Source organism: Streptomyces sp. CA-142005 (assembly GCF_050942335.1).
GTDB lineage: Bacteria > Actinomycetota > Actinomycetes > Streptomycetales > Streptomycetaceae > Streptomyces.
This window is the reverse complement of record NZ_CP192078.1, coordinates 6,399,803-6,416,106: the sequence shown is the minus strand read 5'-3', so window position 1 is coordinate 6,416,106 and position 16,304 is coordinate 6,399,803. Positions and strand designations below refer to the sequence as shown.

Below are 16,304 nucleotides of genomic sequence, written 5' to 3'. Positions count from 1 at the left end.
CTGATCAGCAGATTAACCATCCGCACTGACAACGCTCACGCGAGGGTGCCGGTTACGCAACACGGGGTAGCCCGTGTGCTCCGAGTGACCTGGCTCAGCAGGCGCCGACCCACTCCTCCGTACCGTCGGAGAATCTCTGGTGCTTCCAGATGGGCACTTCGTGCTTGAGGTCGTCGATCAGCTTCCGGCAGGCGTCGAAGGCCTCGGCCCGGTGCGGACAGGCGACGCCGACGACCACGGCGAGATCCCCGACCCGCAGGTCCCCCACCCGGTGCACGGCGGCCAGCGCCCGCACCGGATACTCGGCGACCACCTTCTCGGCGATCCGCCGCATCTCGGCCTCGGCGCTGGGATGGCAGGAGTACCCGAGCGCGTCCACGTCCGCACCCCCGTCGTGATTGCGCACGGTCCCCACGAACAGGGCGATGCCCCCGGCCGCGTCGTCCCCGACGGCCTGGAACACCTCGTCCACGGAGAGCGCGGTCTCCCGGACACCGATCAACCTGATGGGATCCTGTGCCGCCTGCTCACCGGGGTGCTCGTTCGCGTGTGCCATACCCCCATCGTGCCGCACGCCTGTGACACCGGGGAATACGAGATTCACCAGGCACGCGCGCGGGGCGTTTTGGATGCTCCTACGACGCGGCCGCGGGCCCGGGGCCCACTGCGTCCGGGCCAGGCCCGGCTCAGGCCCGCCGCCGGGCCTTGCGGGCCCGTCGTACGACAGCCGCCGCGCCCAGCAGAGCGACCGTCGCCCCCGCGGCGCCCGCGGCCGTCGCGTCCTTGCGCCCGAGCCGCCGCCCGGCCACCGTGTGCCGCCCGGAGACCTCCTCCAGCAGCTCCGCGAGCACCTCCTCGTTGGTCCACCGCGGCCGCCACCCGGCGTCGTGCAGCCGGCTCCCGCTGATCACCCACGGGTACATCGTGTACGCCAGATCCCCCGCCGGGGACGGCGTGAGCCCGATCCGGTGCAGCCGGGCCGCCGCGCCGAGCGCGACCGCCGACGGCAGCTCCATGCGCCGGATCCCGCTCAGCTCCTCGACCTCCTCCTGCTCCAGCCACCCGTCGCAGCCGACGGCCAGTTCCCCGTCGACCTTCTCCAGGACGGCGTACTCCAGGGCGCTGCACAGGTCCTCGACGTGGCAGAACTGCCACGCGGGCCGCGACCCGGCGACGACGAGCAGCCGCGGCGACTCGAAGTACCGGGTCAGCGCGGTGTCGGTACCCCCGACCAGCACCGCGGGCCGTACGACGGTGACGTTCAGCCCCGGATGCGCCCGCGGCGCCCGCCGGGCCAGCCGCTCGATCTCCAGCAGGTCCCCGACCCCGGTGGCCTCGGCGGTCGCGCGCAGTTCGGCGTCCTCCGACAGGGGCAGCTCGTTGTCCGGCAGCGCGCCGTAGACCATCGCCGAGGTGCACAGCACGACCCGGTGCACGCCGGCCGCGGCGGCGGCGGTCAGGACGGTCTGCGTCCCCCGGACGTTGTAAGCGGTGCGAGCGGCCGGATCGGTCTCCAGGTCCAGGTCGAGCGCGAGGTGGACGACCACGTCGGCGCCCCGGAGTTTGTCCGCGATGGCGGGGTCGCGCACGTCGAGGATGTGCCAGGTGGCGGCGGCGCACTCGCCGCGCCGCTCGTCGATGGCGACGACCTGCTTGATCTCCTCGGAGGCCGCGAGCCGCTCGGTGAGCAGCGCACCGACCCCGGTGGCGGCGCCGGTGACCGCCACGACGGGTCCGCGCAGGGCGGGAGGGGTTGAGGGGTTTCGCGCTGCGCGAACCTGCGGATCTGGGGAACTCACCGGGCGTCTCCAGCGGTTGTCTTCAGTACGAGCGCGAGTGACGCGCCCGTACCAGGTGCATCCATCCTGCCGCAGGCCTGCCGTGGGCGAAGCATCGAGGCCCGATCGGGTCCGGGTGTCTACGCTGGGTGGTGTTGTCGGGCAGCCGCGCCGCCGGAGAGAAGCCGGTGGCCTTACCAGCCGAGGAATCCCGTGAGTGACACCCCATTCGGTTTCGGCCTTCCGCCGGAGGAGCCGGAGGACGGCGACGAGGGCAAGAAGAAGGACCAGCAGAGCGGTGGTGGGCAGGGACCGGCCAACCCGTTCGGCTTCGGCGGCCTGCCAGGAGCCGGAGGCTTTGGCGGCCCCGGCGCCGACAATCCGCTCGCAGCGATGTTCGGGTCTCTGAACCCCACCGATCTGGGCGCCGCGTTCCAGCAGCTGGGCCAGATGCTCTCCTACGAGGGCGGCCCGGTGAACTGGGACATGGCCAAGCAGATCGCCCGCCAGACGGTCGCCCAGGGCACCCCGGACGGCACGAAGGACGCCAGCGTCGGCCCGGCCGAGCGCAAGGCGGTCGAGGAAGCCGTCCGCCTGGCCGACCTGTGGCTGGACGACGTGACGTCCCTGCCGTCGGGTTCGGCCTCCGCGGTGGCCTGGTCCCGCGCGGAGTGGGTCGAGGCGACCCTGCCGGCCTGGCAGGAGCTGGTCGACCCGGTCGCCGAGCGGGTCGGCGCGGCCATGGGCGACGTCCTGCCCGAGGAGATGCAGGCCATGGCGGGCCCGCTGATCGGCATGATGCGCTCGATGGGCGGCGCCATGTTCGGCACGCAGATCGGGCAGGCCGTCGGCGTGCTCGCGGGCGAGGTCGTCGGCTCCACCGACATCGGCCTGCCGCTGGGCCCGGCCGGCAAGGCCGCGCTGCTCCCGGGCAACGTGGAGGCGTTCGGCAAGGACCTCAGCGTGCCGCAGGAGGAGGTGCGGCTGTACCTGGCCCTGCGCGAGGCGGCCCACCAGCGCCTGTTCGCGCATGTGCCCTGGCTGCGCTCGCACCTGTTCGGCGCGGTCGACGGGTACGCGCGCGGGATCAAGGTCGACACCGCCAAGCTGGAGGACGTGGTCGGCCAGTTCGACCCGCAGAACCCCGAGCAGCTGCAGGACGCGCTCCAGCAGGGCATGTTCCAGCCGGAGGACACCCCGGAGCAGAAGGCGGCCCTGGCGCGCCTGGAGACCGCTCTGGCGCTCGTCGAGGGCTGGGTGGACGCGGTGGTCCACGCGGCGGCGAAGCCGCGTCTGTCGTCCGCCGACGCGCTGCGCGAGACCCTGCGCCGCCGCCGCGCGACCGGTGGCCCCGCCGAGCAGACGTTCGCCACGCTGATCGGGCTGGAGCTGCGCCCGCGCCGGCTGCGCGACGCCTCCCGCCTGTGGGCCTCGCTCACGGACGCGCGCGGGGTCGACGGCCGGGACGGCCTGTGGGCCCACCCGGACATGCTGCCGACCGCGACCGACCTGGACGACCCGGACGGCTTCGTGCACCGCGAGCAGCTGGACTTCTCCGAGCTGGACAAGATGCTGGGCGAGGCGGCCGGCGGCTCGCACGGCAAGCCGGACCTGCGCAAGAAGGACGACGACGTCAAGGGCGACGACACGGAGGGTGACGACGCCGAGTGAGCCTGTACGACGACGCGGTCCTCGTGCTGAAGGGGTACGAGGGCCAGGACGCGCTGCGCCAGGCCTACCTCGACCATCTGGCGGCCCACCCGGACGGCATATGGAAGGCCTGCCACGCGGGCCACGTCACGGCGAGCGCCCTGGTGATCGATCCCGAGCGCGGCCGGGTGCTGCTCACCCTGCACAAGAAGCTGCGGATGTGGCTGCAGATGGGCGGCCACTGCGAGCCGGGCGACGCCTCGCTCGCGGCGGCGGCCCTGCGCGAGGCCACGGAGGAGTCCGGTGTTCCGGGGCTGACCCTGCTGCCCGGCGGCCCGGTGCGCCTGGACCGGCATCCGATCCCGGCGCCGTGCCACTGTCACTACGACGTCCAGTACGCGGCCCTGGCCCCGGCGGGCGCCGAGCACGCGATCAGCGACGAGTCCCTCGACCTGCGCTGGTTCGCCTACGACGAGGTGGCGGACGTGGCCGACGAATCGGTCGTACGCCTGCTTCAGGCGGCCCGCACCCGGCTCTGATGCCGCACCCGGCTCCGGGGTAAGGGATGACCGCTCACGGCGGTCACCCCTTGCCTCTCGCTCAGCTCCAGACGTTCCCCTGGTTCTGCCCGCGCGCTCCGTGCTGCCCCATGCCGAACTGGGCGGCGATGCCCTGCCCGATCACCGCGTTCTGCGGCGGCAGCAGCTCGCTGGGCTGGACCAGCGCGAACCCGGAGCCCATGAAGCTCAGCTCCCAGCCCTCACCGGTGTTGCCGCGCCGGCGCCACACCCCGGAGGAATGCGTCTGGGCCTGCATCTGCACGCGCAGCCCGGTGGACCAGGCGACGATCGCGTCCGCGTCGCAGTTGACGTACTTGTCCGGCGTGACCTGCATCAGCAGCGGCGCGCCCGAGGTCATCAGGGCGACCTTGCCGCGCCCGGTGATGTTCAGCTGGTACTTCCCGGAGCCGGAGATGCCGTAGAGGCTGTCGACGGCGATTACCTCGTAGTGCAGCGAGGAGTCCATGGCGAGGACGTAGGAGCTGTCGACGGTCAGCCCGTCCTGCTCGACGTCCATGATGTGCACGTGCTGGGCCAGGTTGGCGAGATACACCGTGCCCTGCCCGTGACAGCGCATCAGGTCCAGGCCCTCGCCGGTGTGCGCACGCGCGCGTGCCTGGTTGTTGCTCCGGTACTCGGCGTCGAACTCCATCAGTCCCTGGTAGGCGACCATGGTGCCCTTGCGGGCGAGGATGTCGTCGTGGCCCTCCAGGGTGACGCGGAGCAGCTGCGCGTTCTGCAGGCTCCAGCGCTCCTGGGTCTGGAGGTCGTTGTATGCGAAAAGCGGGCTCTGCATGGCTTTCTGGCTCCCCTCAGCCCCGGACCCGGAGGCGGTCGGTGCTGTCCTCGCTGGGCTGGACGACGACGATGCCCTGGCCGGAGAAGGCCATCTGGTAGGCCTCGCCGCTGCCCCGGCCGATCAGCGACTGCGCCTTGAAGCTGCGCTTGCCCTTCACCTTCAGGTTCGGCGACCAGGCCACGAGCGCGTCCGGGTCGACGTACGTCTCGTCCTCGCCGCCGCCGCAGTCGACGACGATCGGCTTGCCCCGGGAGGTCAGCGCCACCCAGCCCTGCCCGGAGATCTTCGTGTTCCACAGGCCCTGCCCGGCGAACTTCGCGAGTCCCTTGACCCGTTCCACACCCCAGCTGAGGTGGGCGTCGAAGGCGAGCAGGTTGGTGGCGTTGACGGAGATGCCGTCGCCGTTGAGGTTGATCACGACGACGTCGGCGCCGTAGTCGGCGAGGTAGAGCAGGCCGTCCCCGGTGCACTTCATCAGGGGCGCGCCCTCGCCGGTGATCCAGTCGCGGGCGATCTGACGGACGGCCCGCGGGTTGGGCTCGTACTGGATGAAGCCTTCGTAGGCGACCATCGAGCCCACGCGCGCGAGAAGGTCGTTCCCGGTCTGCATGGCGACCTTGAGCATGTGGCTGCCGTGGTTCTCCATGCGGGCGGTGACGGGTGCGGGGGCGTAGCCCGCGAGCGGCTGGTTCATGACGGGCTCCCCTTAGACCTCGTACGGCTGGACGACGATGAAGTTGCCGGGCGCGCCCCGGAACTGGAGGTTCACGCTCTCGCCGGTGTCGCCCGGGTAGGCGTTGCGGCGCATGCGGACCTGGCTGGAGACGATCACCTGGGCGGCGGCCGACCAGGCGACGACCGCGTTGCAGTCGGCGAAGGTGGTCGGCGTGACCGGCAGGACCACGGGCGTGCCGTGCGTCTTGACGACGATCGTGCCGGTGCCCTGGAACTGCATCGTGAACAGGGCGCCGCCGGGGATGCCGTGGCCCTCGATGCGGCGCACCTCGTACTGGAGGCTCTCGTCGAAGGCGAGGACGTTCTCCGCGGACACGCAGATCGCGTCGCCCTGCAGCTCGACGGGGTGCACATGGGTGGCGTTCTCGGCGAGGAACACCTGGCCGTTGCCGGTGCAGCGCATCAGCTGCATCTCCTGGCCGGTGGCGTTGCCGACGATCCGCCCGGCGAACCCGGCGCCCTTGTAGCTGAAGTCGACCTTGCCCTGGTAGAGCACCATGCTGCCCTGCCTGGCCAGCACGGGCTGCCCGCCGATGCCGAGGTCGACGCGGATGAGCTTCTTGTTCTGCTGCGTCCAGCGCTGCCCGGTCGGCGTCTCCTTGAACGCCTGGAGCGCGGCCGTCACACCGGCACCGCCCTGCGGGGCGCCCTGCGGCACTCCGTAACCGGCGGGCTGCTGGCCGGGCACCTGCCCGTAGCCCGGGGGCATGGGCGGGGCGGGCTGGCCGCCGTAGGAGGGCGGCTGCTGGCCGTAGCCAGGGGGCATCGACGCGGCCGGCTGACCGCCGTAGGACGGCTGCTGGGGCGGCTGGCCGTACGGCTGCTGCTGGGGCTGTCCGTACGGTGCGGGGGCCGGGGCGGGCGGCGGGACGGTGCCGCCGGCGGGCGGGGTCAGGGGGGCGATGACCGTCGGCGCGGCGTGCACGTTCGGCGCGGGCGCGGGTGCCGGGGCCGGTGCCGGGGGCGGGGTGAAGCCCTGCTGGGGTGTGGCCCCGGACGGCGGCGCGAAGCCCTGGGCGGCGGGCTGGGGCGCGGGAGCAGGCGCGGGTGCCGGGGCGGGCGCGGAGGCCGGCGCGGGGGCGGGCGGGGCGGCGAACGGGGGCGGGGCCGCGGCCTGGGCGGGCGGGGCGAAGCCGGGGGCGGCACCGGTCTGCGGCTGCTGCGGGGCGGCGGGCGCCTCCTCCTCCAGCACCTCGCCGCCGAAGTTCTTCAGCAGTGCGTCCAGTCCGCCGTCGAAGCCCTGCCCGACGGCGGCGAACCGCCACACGTCCTTCAGGTAGATGTCGCCGAGCATCACGGCCCGCTCGGTGGAGAACTCCGTGCCGTTGAAGGAGTACCGCGCGACCTCCTCGCCGCCCGCCACGATCCGCAGGTAGCCGGGGGCGACCTGGGACATCTGCCCGGTGCCGTCGATGGTCGCCGTGAAGGACAGCTTGTGGATGTGCGACGGGATACGGTCCAGGGTGACCCGGAACGACTCGGTGTCGCCCGCCTGGGCCCCCAGCAGCTGGATGGACTCCTCCGGGGACTTCGGCTGGTTGAAGAAGACGAAGTACCGGTCGTCCGAGAGGCGCTCGTCGGCGTCCAGACCGAAGCAGCTGATGTCGAAGGTCAGCCCGGGGGCGGAGATCTGCACGCCTACGTACAGATCCGTGCCCGCCGTGAGGTCACTGATCCTGGCCTTGTGGCCGCGTTGGAATTCCCTGGCCATGCGTAACGACCGTCCCCCATCCCGAATGTGAGTTGCGTCGCGCCAGGCTAACGGCAAAGTCGGACAGCGGACGCAGCCGGTACAGACCCGGTACACAACCGCGCCCTGAGGCGGACGGACGGCGCCCGGCTCACTCCCCGCGCGCCCCTGGCACATGCGGCAGCCGGTCCGCGGCGACCACGCCTTCGAGGTACCCCCGGGCCCGCTCGGTGCGCGGGTACGCCTCCAACACCCGCCAGAAGTCCGGCCCGTGGCCGGGGACCAGCAGATGGGCCAGCTCATGGCAGAGGACGTAGTCGACGACGTACTCGGGCATCCCCTGCAGCCGGTGCGAAAGCCGGATGCTGCCCTCGGCCGGGGTGCAGGAACCCCAGCGCGTGTTCTGGTTGGTGACCCAGCGTACGGAGGCGGGCCGCGCCCGGCCGTCGAAGTACTGGGCGGACAGCCGCTCGGCACGCTCGGCGAGCTCGGCGTCGCCGAGCACCCGCCTGCTCTCCTGGGCGGCGAGTTTGTCGAGCATGACGGTGATCCAGCGCTGCTCCTCCGCCTTCGACATCCGGGCGGGGATCAGCACGACGGTGCGATCGCCCTCGCGGTACGCGGAGACCGTCCGGCGGCGCCGGGAACTCCTGCGGACCTCGATCGCGCTCGCCCCCGAGCCGCCGGGCGGCTGGCTCGTCGTGCTGCGCTGTGGCATTCCGGCGCGGTGCAGTGGGTCGGCGGGCACGCCCCGACGTTACCCGCTGGGCAGGGCCGAAGTCCCGGCTCCGGAACGGTTGGACGCCGATCCACCACCTTGCGTTTGATTCCTGTGATTCCTACGACTGATCCGCACATCCGGTTTACGGCGCCCCGCACGTCTGGTTTGGCGCAGTTTGTTCAGTCCGCTTATGCGACGAACACCCCCAACCTGTGGATAACTCTCGGCGCCGGGCAGACGGGCACGGCATGCTGGCAGGCGTCGGGGGAGCGTGACCGGTTCCACCGGCGACGAAATCTTCGGGTTGCTTTCGGTTCGGGATGCTTTCAAGGGATACGGGGGCCAGTCATGCATCCGGTGATGAAGCCCGCGCTGCGGCGCGGCTGGCGTGATCGCGAGAACGTGCAGTTCGGGATGACCCCGGCGCACGCGCTGACACTGGGGCCGATGGACCCGGCGACGCGCGGCTTCCTGGATCTGCTCGACGGCACCCGCGGGGTGCCCCTGATCCGCGAGGAGGGCCGCCGTCTGGACCTCCCGGCCGGCCAGGTCGACACCCTGCTGGAACGGCTGACCCGCGCGGGCCTGGTCGACGACGCGCGCGGCGGCGGACCGGCCGCCGAAGCGCTGCGCGCCAGGACGGACGTCCTGCGGCGGCTGCGCGCCGACCTCGCCGCGCTGTCCCTGACCACGGCCGAGCCCGGCGGCGCGCTCGCCCGGCTCGCCGCCCGCCGCGCCCTGCGCGTGCAGGTGCGGGGCGCGGGACGGGTCGGCGCGGTGCTGGCATCGGCACTGTCGGGCGCCGGAGTCGGTGAGGTCGACGTGCGCGACGTGGGGCGCGTGGAGCCGTGGGACGTGGCGCCGGGCGGGCTGCCCGCCGAGTCGCTCGGCGAGCGGCGGGACACGGCCGCGCGGGCCGCCGTGCGCCGTGCGGCACCCGACCGCCCGCCGCGCCGCGCCCACTCCCCCGGCTCCGGTGCCCAGGACCCCGGGTTCTCCCTGGTGATCCTCGCTCCCCGGGACGACGTCGCCGTGCACGCCCCGGACCCGGCCGACGCCGAGCCGCTCATGGCCTCCGGGACCCCCCACCTGTACGCCGGCGTCGTGGAGGGCACCGGAGTCGTCGGACCGCTCGTCCTGCCCGGCGAGTCGTCCTGCGCCGGCTGTCTGCACCTCGAGCGCGGGGACCGGGACCCGGCCTGGCCGCGGCTGACCGCCCAGTGGCGGTGCGCCAGGGCCCGCCGGGTCGCGGCCTGCGATCTGACGCTGGCCACGGCGGTCGCCGGACTGGCCGCGGCGCACGCGCTCGCCTTTCTCGACGGGGAGTCGCCGTCCAGCACGGGCACCCGCTGGGAGGTGACCACACCCGGTCTGAACTGGCACGCCCGACCGGTCGGGCCACATCCGGCATGCGGTTGCGGCGCTGCGGACAGACCTAAAGGGGAGCACTCCTCAACCGGCGGCGAAGCACGCGCGACAATGGCGGTGCAACGGCCGTCGACGAAGCGACGACGCAAGGCAGGCGCGGAGCGGCCGGCAGGGACTTGGAGGGCGCATGTCTGATCTTCCCCGGAAGGCGGTCACCCGGACCGCCAAGCTCGCCGCGCTCCCGCTCGGCTTCGCCGGCCGGGCGACCTGGGGGCTGGGCAAGCGGATCGTGGGTGAGTCCGCGGAGATCGTCGGCAGGGAGCTGCAACAGCGCACGGCGGAGCAGCTGTTCAAGGTGCTGGGCGAGCTGAAGGGCGGTGCGATGAAGTTCGGGCAGGCCCTGTCCGTCTTCGAGTCCGCGCTGCCCGAGGAGATCGCCGGGCCCTACCGCGCCGCGCTGACCAAGCTCCAGGAGGCGGCGCCGCCGATGCCGACCCGCACGGTGCACGCGGTGCTGGAGGAACGGCTCGGACCGGACTGGCGTGATCTGTTCGAAGAGTTCGAGGACAAGCCGGCCGCCGCGGCCTCGATCGGGCAGGTGCACCGGGCCGTGTGGCACGACGGCCGTGAGGTGGCGGTCAAGGTGCAGTACCCGGGCGCGGGCGAGGCCCTGCTCTCCGATCTGGGCCAACTGAGCCGCTTCGCTCGCCTGTTGGGACCGCTGATTCCCGGCATGGACATCAAGCCGCTCATCGCGGAGCTGAGGGACCGCGTCTCCGAGGAGCTGGACTACGCCCTGGAGGCGCAAGCCCAGACCGTCCACGCGGAGGAGTTCGCGGGCGACCCGGACGTGGTGGTCCCGGCGGTGGTGCACCAGTGCGACCAGGTCCTGGTGACCGAGTGGATCGACGGCATCCCGCTGTCGGAGGTGATCTCTGACGGCACCCCTGAGCAGCGCGACCGCGCCGGCCAGCTCCTGGCCCGGTTCCTCTTCTCGGGCCCGGCCCGCACCGGCCTGCTGCACGCCGACCCGCATCCCGGCAACTTCCGGCTGCTGCCCGGTGGCCCGGCCGGCGAGGACGACTGGCGCCTGGGCGTCCTGGACTTCGGCACGGTCGACCGGCTGCCCGGCGGTCTGCCGACACCGATCGGCATCTCGCTGCGCATGACACTGGACGGCGAGGCCGAACCGGTCTACGAACTCCTCTGCGAGGAAGGATTCGTCAAGGAGTCCATAGAGCTGGACCCCGACGCGGTGCTCGACTACCTGCTGCCGATCATCGAACCGGCCCGGGTCGAGGCCTTCGCCTTCAACCGCACCTGGATGCGCAACCAGGCCGCCCGCATCGCCGACCCCCGCTCCCCCGCCTACCAGCTGGGCAAGCGGCTCAACCTGCCGCCCGCCTATCTGCTGATCCACCGGGTGACCCTGAGCACCATCGGCGTCCTGTGCCAACTCGGCGCCACGGTACGGCTGCGCGAGGAGCTGGAGGACTGGCTGCCGGGCTTCGTCCTCGAGGAAGACCCGGCCGAGACGGAGGAGGAGACGGCAGCGGAGGCCTGACCGGGACTCCTGGCGGGGGCACGTTCCGCGGCGTGGGTGAACGACTCACCACCAGGACGAGTCCAGCCGCCCCTCGATCGCCCTCAGGTTCTCCCTGGAACAGCGGTCGCAGAAATACTGGCGGACGCCGTTCTCCACGGAGCAGGTCCAGGTGGCCGGCTGGGTGCCGTGGGCGGGGGTGCCGCAGCGGGCGCACACGAGCACGCGGCGCTCCGGGGTGGAGCCGCCCTGATCACTTCCTCCGGGAAGACTCGTCACCTGGCGACGATAACCCCGTCGGCCGCGGATCGCCTGCGCAACGCACCGCGGGGGCCGGTCCGTTCGGCCGGACCGGCCCCCGTTTCAGAAGACTTCGCCTCCCGGACCGGGAGGCCACCGCTTCCGCAGGTGATCGTTACTGCATGACCGCCATGGCGAGCGCGCGCCGGGCGCGCAGCGAGGCACGCTCGGCCCGGCGCTGCATCCGCTGGGCGACCGCCAGGCGCACGGCCCGGCGTTCCCGCACGGCGTCACGGTGTCGCTCGTGCATATGCGCACGAGCCAGGGCTTCTTGCATGAGTTGCATCTCTCGGGTCCTGTTCTGGCGCGCTTCGGTCGCGCCGGAGGTGGTGACATCTGGAGTCGCGGAGCCTGCGGGCTCGCTGGTGGACGGCTTCATCGGGGCCTGCTTCTGGGGGTCGTGCGTGAGAGGACGGTCGATTGTTCCTGTGGTGTTCATGCCGTGACCGGGTTCTTCCGCGGGCGGCCACGCGGCCGCTTCCGGGCGACGACGACACCCTGGACGAACAGCTCGCCACCCCAGACGCCCCAGGGCTCACGCCGCTCCTTGGCGCCGGCGAGGCAGGCCTCGATCAGCGGGCAGGTCCGGCAGAGGGACTTGGCGTACTCGACGTCCGCGGGCGACTCGGCGAAGAAGACCTCCGGGTCGTAGGAGCGGCAGGGGACGGGTACGCCGAGGTTCTCGATGGCGTCGTCGAGCGCGGTGAGCGCGGTGAGGGGGATCAAGGTGGGGTCCTCCGTGAGGCCGGGCGGGGGGATCGTTTGCGAAGGCGGTACGGACGGGGCGTGCGCTTCGAGTTGCACGGTTGGTCTTCCTCGTCTGGTCGGTCCGGCCGGTTGACCGGGTGTCGGCTTGGTACCGGGTTCTTTTGTCCCGAGGCCCCTTCGCTCCGTCGTCCCCGTTCGGGGAAAACAGAAGGGCCGCGGATCCCGGATGGGGTTCCGCGGCCCTGAAGGCGCCGGCCTGATCGGATCAGGCTGGATCACTCCAGGGTTTTGGCCCACGGAAGGCCCACATCAGGTGGTGCTGCGTCGTCTGCTTCCGGAATCCGGCACCGGCCGCCGCAAAGGCATAGGCCTGCGCCTGTGCCGCTACCGCTTCCAGTGCCTTGGTCGGTCGCTCATTGCGCTCACGGACGGGGAGGCCCGCGAGAACGAGGGAGGACGCCGGACGGTCGGCACGAATGCCGGACAGACCGGTGCCCTGGTGGGAGGCGCCGAGCATGCACAGGGAGACGGCCGAGCGATCGGTCAGTTTGGCCGTGCTGATGGTGCTGGTGTTGATGCTGATCACTGGACTCGCCTCCTCTCGGCGTCTCAAGGGACTGGGGTGAACCAGCCCGTTCGGATATGCAAGTACATCACGGAGCAGGCCCCTTCGAGAAGGCCGCTGCTTCCGTGCCTAGAACCTATGGGGATTGGTGGGCATGCGCAAACTATTTTTTCGACGAGTTCGCATCAGCCGTCCTCGTCGGCTTCGCCGACCTCGTGGCCTGCGCAGATGGCCAGAACGTCGGTTCCGTAGCTGCGCAGCTTGCGGCTGAGGACGCCCGGGATGCGGGAGAGCTCGGCGGGACTCCCGGGCCGCGCCTCGGCGATGGCCATCAGGGTGCGGTCGGTGAAGACGCAGAAGTCCGGCTGCCCGCTGCGCTCGGCCTGGACCGCACGCCACTCCCGCAGCCGTTCGTAGAGCCCTTCGTCCATGTCCGAGGGGCAGTCCTCACAGCGCATCAGCTTCATCTCGCCGGCCTCGGTGAGCGTGCGACCGCAGACCCGGCAGCGGGCGGGGGTGCGCTGGGCGCGCCGGGGAGCGGCGATGGTGCCGGTGACGGTCCCGCGCTCGATGCCTCCGGGGACGGCGCCGCCCGTGTGGCCGACGGTCGCTGTGGTGCCGGGGCGCAGACCGTCGAGGAAGTGGCTGGGCCGGCGGTTGGGGCGGGTGCCGGGTGACCGGGACAGCGCCCAGGAAAGGTGGAGCCGTTCCCGCGCCCGGGTGACGCCCACGTAGAGCAGCCGGCGTTCCTCCTCGATCTGCTCGTCTGTTCTGGCGTAGGTGATGGGCAGCATGCCCTCGGCGATGCCGACCAAGAAGACGACGTCCCACTCCAGGCCCTTGGCGGCGTGCAGGGAGGCGAGGGTGACGCCCTGGACGGTCGGGGCGTGCTGGGCGCCCGCCCGCTCGTCGAGTTCCGTCACGAAGTCGCCGAGGGTCGCGCCGGGTCTGGCGGCGGCGAGGTCGTGGGCGAGGCTGACCAGGGCGGCGAGGGACTCCCAGCGCTCCCTGACGGCGCCGGAGCCGGCCGGAGGCTCAGTGGTCCAGCCCTCTCCGGACAGGACGGCACGCACCTGGGAGGGCAGGTCCACGGCGTCGTCCAGCAGGGAGTCGTTGCCCCCGAAGCGGGCCGCGCCGCGCAGGGCGATGCCGGCCTTGCGTACCTCGGGCCGGTCGAAGAAGCGCTCCGCCCCGCGCAGTTGGTAGGGCACGCCGACGTCGGCGAGGGCCTGCTCGTAGGTCTCGGACTGGGCGTTCGTCCGGAACAGCACGGCGATCTCGGCGGCCGGGACGCCCGCGTCGATCAGCTCGCGGATGCGGCGGGCGGCACCTTCGGCCTCGGCCGGCTCGTCGGTGTACTCGGTGTAGACGGGCTCGGGACCGGGGGCGCGCTGGGAGACCAGTTCCAGCCGGTGGTCGGCGGCGCGGCCGCGGGCCTGGGCGAGGAGGCCGTTGGCGAGGTGGACCACCTGGGGGGTGGAGCGGTAGTCGCGGACGAGTTTGACGACGGTGGCGCCGGGGTGCCGGGCGCGGAAGTCCAGGAGATGGTCGGGCGTTGCTCCCGTGAACGAGTAGATCGTCTGGCTGGCGTCACCGACGACGCACAGGTTGTCACGGTCGCCGAGCCAGAGATCCAGCAGCCGCTGCTGCAGGGGGCTGACGTCCTGGTACTCGTCGACGACGAAGTGCTGGTACTGCGCGCGGACCTGTTCGGCGATGTCGTGCCGGTCCTGGAGGATGGCCACGGTCAGCAGCAGGACGTCCTCGAAGTCGATCACGGCGCGGTCGCGCTTGAGGTCTTCGTAGGCCGCGTAGAGGTGGGCGATCTCGGCGGGGTCGCGCGGGGCCTCTCGGCCGGCCTTCGCGGCCGCGTACGGGTAGTCGGCGGGGATGGTCTGGGTGACCTTGGACCATTCGATCTCGGCGGTGACGTCGCGCAGCTCCCCCCGGTCGAGCCGGGTGCCCAGGCTTGCGGCGGCGTCGGCGACGAGCTGGATCTTGCGGTCGACGAGCCGGGGCATGCCGCCACCGATCGCTTTCGGCCAGAAGTACTGGAGCTGGCGCAGGGCGGCGGAGTGGAAGGTGCGGGCCTGGACGCCGTGGGCGCCGAGCTGACGCAGCCGGCCGCGCATCTCTCCGGCGGCGCGGTTGGTGAAGGTGACGGCGAGCACGCTGGAGGGCTGGAGGATGCCGGCGCGCACGCCGTAGGCGATGCGGTGCGTGATCGCCCGTGTCTTGCCCGTGCCCGCTCCGGCCAGGACGCACACCGGGCCGTGCAGGGCGGTGGCCACCGCGCGCTGCTCGGGGTCGAGCCCTTCGAGCACCGCGTCGGCAGAGTCCGGTGCCTGCGGGAAGAGGGTGGAGTACGTTGCTGCTGTCACACCGCCATGCTGCCAGGTCGCCCGGGACTGCCGTGCCGGTTGTCCACAGGCGGGCACACATAGTCGTAGGAATGCGGCAGGCGTCACAGCCACCTGTGGATACCCGGGGTGGGAATGGAGGGCGGCTCGCGTACGTTCTCCCCCCGGACGATTTTCCGAGCTGCCTGAGGAGCGCGAGAGACATGCAGGGCACTGTGACGATGTACAGCACGACTTGGTGCGGCTACTGCCGGCGGCTGAAGAGCCAGCTGGACCGGGAGGGCATCGCCTACACCGAGATCAACATCGAGCAGGACCCCGAGTCCGCCGCCTTCGTGGAGAAGGCGAATGGCGGAAACCAGACGGTCCCGACGGTGCTCTTCGCGGACGGCACCACGCTGACGAACCCGTCGCTCGCCCAGGTGAAGCAGAAGCTCGCCGCCTGACGCTCCGCGGGTTTCCGCGGCGACCACACAGCGGGGCGGCCCCTGATCCTTTCAGGGGCCGCCCCGCTGTGTCTCAGACGAAGCTGCGCGTCGGCAGCGGCTTGCCGTACCACATCTCGATCAGGCGGGCCGCAATGGAGATGCCGTAGGGCGGCAGCACCTCGCCGGACTCGAAGGCGTCGTGCAGTTCCTCACGGGAGAACCAGCGGGCCTCGTGGATCTCGTCGCCGTCGACGTCGATCGCGGTCGAGGTGGCGCGGGCCATGAAGCCGAGCATCAGGCTGGACGGGAAGGGCCAGGGCTGGCTGGCCACGTACTCCACGGGACCGACGGTGACACCGACCTCCTCGGACACCTCGCGGCGCACCGCCTGCTCGATGGACTCGCCGGGTTCGACGAAGCCCGCGAGCGTGGAGAAGCGGCCCTCGGGCCAGTGGACCTGGCGGCCGAGCAGGATGCGGTCGTCCGCGTCGGTCACGGCCATGATCACGGCCGGGTCGGTGCGCGGGTAGTGCTCGGCGCCGCAGGCCGGGCAGCGGCGGATGTGACCGGCGGCGGCGATGACCGTGCGCTCGCCGCAGCGGGAGCAGAATCGGTGGGTGCGCTGCCAGTTCTCCAGGCCGACCGCGTGCACCATCAGCCCGGCGTCGCGCGGCGAGAGCAGCAGGCCGGCCTCCCGCAGCCCGGCGGGGCGTGCGGACTGGTCGATACGGCCGGGCAGCGCGTCCTTCTGGAGCGCGAAGTAGCTGACGCCGTCCTCGTCGATGCCGAGGAAGTAGCGGTGCGCCTCGGTGAGCGGGGCCTCGAAGGAGGGTGTCATGACGAGTTCGGTCCGGCCGTCCGGCGTCTCGTCGATGAGCACCTGGCCGCCGGAGACCACGAAGCAGCGGGTCGTGGGGTGGCTCCACGCCGCCGCGAGCCAGGCCTCGTCGAGCCGGTGGTGCGCGGCGCGGTCGATGCCGCTCGGAGCGGTCAGCGAGATGGGTCGATCGGCTGTGTCGTCGGTCCAGGTGGTCACGGGTGCTTCCAACTCCCCCAGTGCAGCGGTTCGTTCGGCGGGCGGTTCGGCGGGACGTGGGCG

At 72.0% G+C, this 16,304-nt stretch carries 17 protein-coding genes; 5 read left to right on the top strand and 12 right to left on the bottom strand.

The features are described 5' to 3' along the window. Nucleotides 1–94 precede the first annotated feature (94 nt). Both ACQPXS_RS30055 and ACQPXS_RS30050 read right to left on the bottom strand, forming a co-directional pair. Complete coding sequence (locus tag ACQPXS_RS30055) at nt 95–556, bottom strand: molybdenum cofactor biosynthesis protein MoaE (RefSeq protein WP_351799453.1); 462 nt, start codon at nt 554–556, stop codon at nt 95–97. A gap of 130 nt (nt 557–686) precedes the next feature. Then, on the bottom strand, nt 687–1,799 hold the full coding sequence (locus ACQPXS_RS30050) for an SDR family oxidoreductase (RefSeq protein ID WP_351799450.1): 1,113 nt from the start codon (nt 1,797–1,799) through the stop codon (nt 687–689). A 192-nt stretch (nt 1,800–1,991) separates the two neighbouring features. On the opposite strand from ACQPXS_RS30050, the gene ACQPXS_RS30045 reads away from it, so the two are divergent. Together ACQPXS_RS30045 and ACQPXS_RS30040 are read left to right on the top strand one after the other, a co-directional pair. Continuing rightward, nucleotides 1,992–3,449 carry a zinc-dependent metalloprotease gene (locus ACQPXS_RS30045; RefSeq protein ID WP_433452370.1) on the top strand — a complete coding sequence of 486 codons (1,458 nt, stop codon included), beginning with the start codon at nt 1,992–1,994 and terminating at the stop codon, nt 3,447–3,449. After that, a complete protein-coding gene (locus ACQPXS_RS30040) occupies nt 3,446–3,967 on the top strand; it encodes an NUDIX hydrolase (RefSeq protein ID WP_433452368.1) in 522 nt (173 codons plus the stop codon). The genes ACQPXS_RS30045 and ACQPXS_RS30040 overlap by 4 nt, the downstream gene beginning before the upstream one ends. A gap of 61 nt (nt 3,968–4,028) precedes the next feature. Here ACQPXS_RS30040 and ACQPXS_RS30035 read toward each other — a convergent pair whose 3' ends face one another. The 4 genes from ACQPXS_RS30035 to ACQPXS_RS30020 form a co-directional block, all read right to left on the bottom strand. Continuing rightward, entirely contained in the window at nt 4,029–4,784 is a 756-nt protein-coding gene (locus tag ACQPXS_RS30035) for an AIM24 family protein (protein ID WP_351799442.1), read from the bottom strand. 16 nt (nt 4,785–4,800) lie between these two features. After that, nucleotides 4,801–5,481, bottom strand: coding sequence for an AIM24 family protein (locus ACQPXS_RS30030; protein WP_433452366.1), 681 nt, complete (start codon nt 5,479–5,481; stop codon nt 4,801–4,803). A gap of 12 nt (nt 5,482–5,493) precedes the next feature. Next, on the bottom strand, nt 5,494–7,233 hold the full coding sequence (locus tag ACQPXS_RS30025; protein WP_433452365.1) for a TerD family protein: 1,740 nt from the start codon (nt 7,231–7,233) through the stop codon (nt 5,494–5,496). Between the two features lie 130 nt (nt 7,234–7,363). Further along, nucleotides 7,364–7,960, bottom strand: coding sequence for a M48 metallopeptidase family protein (locus ACQPXS_RS30020; RefSeq protein WP_433452363.1), 597 nt, complete (start codon nt 7,958–7,960; stop codon nt 7,364–7,366). Nucleotides 7,961–8,281: 321 nt separating this feature from the next. Between ACQPXS_RS30020 and ACQPXS_RS30015 the strand changes: the two genes are divergently transcribed. Together ACQPXS_RS30015 and ACQPXS_RS30010 are read left to right on the top strand one after the other, a co-directional pair. After that, on the top strand, nt 8,282–9,496 hold the full coding sequence (locus ACQPXS_RS30015) for a TOMM precursor leader peptide-binding protein (RefSeq protein ID WP_433452362.1): 1,215 nt from the start codon (nt 8,282–8,284) through the stop codon (nt 9,494–9,496). Further along, a complete protein-coding gene (locus ACQPXS_RS30010) occupies nt 9,489–10,865 on the top strand; it encodes an ABC1 kinase family protein (protein ID WP_356317749.1) in 1,377 nt (458 codons plus the stop codon). The genes ACQPXS_RS30015 and ACQPXS_RS30010 overlap by 8 nt, the downstream gene beginning before the upstream one ends. A gap of 45 nt (nt 10,866–10,910) precedes the next feature. Here ACQPXS_RS30010 and ACQPXS_RS30005 read toward each other — a convergent pair whose 3' ends face one another. The 5 genes from ACQPXS_RS30005 to ACQPXS_RS29985 all read right to left on the bottom strand — a co-directional run bounded on the left by ACQPXS_RS30005 (nt 10,911) and on the right by ACQPXS_RS29985 (nt 14,855). Next, complete coding sequence (locus ACQPXS_RS30005; RefSeq protein WP_356317751.1) at nt 10,911–11,123, bottom strand: hypothetical protein; 213 nt, start codon at nt 11,121–11,123, stop codon at nt 10,911–10,913. 136 nt (nt 11,124–11,259) lie between these two features. Next, nucleotides 11,260–11,583 (bottom strand): hypothetical protein, encoded by a 324-nt coding sequence (locus ACQPXS_RS30000; RefSeq protein ID WP_351799424.1) that lies wholly within the window; start codon nt 11,581–11,583, stop codon nt 11,260–11,262. Continuing rightward, nucleotides 11,580–11,948, bottom strand: a complete 369-nt coding sequence (locus ACQPXS_RS29995) for a WhiB family transcriptional regulator (protein WP_351799421.1) — start codon at nt 11,946–11,948, stop codon at nt 11,580–11,582. Before ACQPXS_RS29995 ends, ACQPXS_RS30000 begins: the two co-directional genes overlap by 4 nt. A 169-nt stretch (nt 11,949–12,117) precedes the next feature. Further along, on the bottom strand, nt 12,118–12,438 hold the full coding sequence (locus tag ACQPXS_RS29990) for a hypothetical protein (RefSeq protein WP_356317757.1): 321 nt from the start codon (nt 12,436–12,438) through the stop codon (nt 12,118–12,120). 164 nt (nt 12,439–12,602) lie between these two features. After that, a complete protein-coding gene (locus ACQPXS_RS29985; RefSeq protein ID WP_433456011.1) occupies nt 12,603–14,855 on the bottom strand; it encodes an ATP-dependent DNA helicase UvrD2 in 2,253 nt (750 codons plus the stop codon). A 125-nt stretch (nt 14,856–14,980) separates the two neighbouring features. Between ACQPXS_RS29985 and ACQPXS_RS29980 the strand changes: the two genes are divergently transcribed. Beyond that, the gene (locus ACQPXS_RS29980) at nt 14,981–15,223 is read left to right on the top strand and encodes a mycoredoxin (protein ID WP_330337918.1); all 243 of its coding nucleotides are present in this window, start codon (nt 14,981–14,983) and stop codon (nt 15,221–15,223) included. Between the two features lie 73 nt (nt 15,224–15,296). Here the strand turns inward: ACQPXS_RS29980 and nudC are convergent, their stop codons facing one another. Further along, nucleotides 15,297–16,241: an NAD(+) diphosphatase gene (gene nudC, locus ACQPXS_RS29975; protein WP_433452360.1), complete on the bottom strand. Its 945-nt coding sequence runs from the start codon at nt 16,239–16,241 to the stop codon at nt 15,297–15,299. Nucleotides 16,242–16,304: the final 63 nt, after the last annotated feature.

Bases quoted from the DNA above. Each gene is read 5' to 3' on its own strand.
- ACQPXS_RS30025 (WP_433452365.1), bottom strand. From the start codon at position 7,233: ATGGCCAGGGAATTCCAACGCGGCCACAAGGCCAGGATCAGTGACCTC.
- ACQPXS_RS30030 (WP_433452366.1), bottom strand. From the start codon at position 5,481: ATGAACCAGCCGCTCGCGGGCTACGCCCCCGCACCCGTCACCGCCCGC.
- ACQPXS_RS30015 (WP_433452362.1), top strand. From the start codon at position 8,282: ATGCATCCGGTGATGAAGCCCGCGCTGCGGCGCGGCTGGCGTGATCGC.
- ACQPXS_RS29980 (WP_330337918.1), top strand. From the start codon at position 14,981: ATGCAGGGCACTGTGACGATGTACAGCACGACTTGGTGCGGCTACTGC.
- ACQPXS_RS30010 (WP_356317749.1), top strand. From the start codon at position 9,489: ATGTCTGATCTTCCCCGGAAGGCGGTCACCCGGACCGCCAAGCTCGCC.
- ACQPXS_RS30035 (WP_351799442.1), bottom strand. From the start codon at position 4,784: ATGCAGAGCCCGCTTTTCGCATACAACGACCTCCAGACCCAGGAGCGC.
- ACQPXS_RS30000 (WP_351799424.1), bottom strand. From the start codon at position 11,583: ATGAACACCACAGGAACAATCGACCGTCCTCTCACGCACGACCCCCAG.
- ACQPXS_RS30055 (WP_351799453.1), bottom strand. From the start codon at position 556: ATGGCACACGCGAACGAGCACCCCGGTGAGCAGGCGGCACAGGATCCC.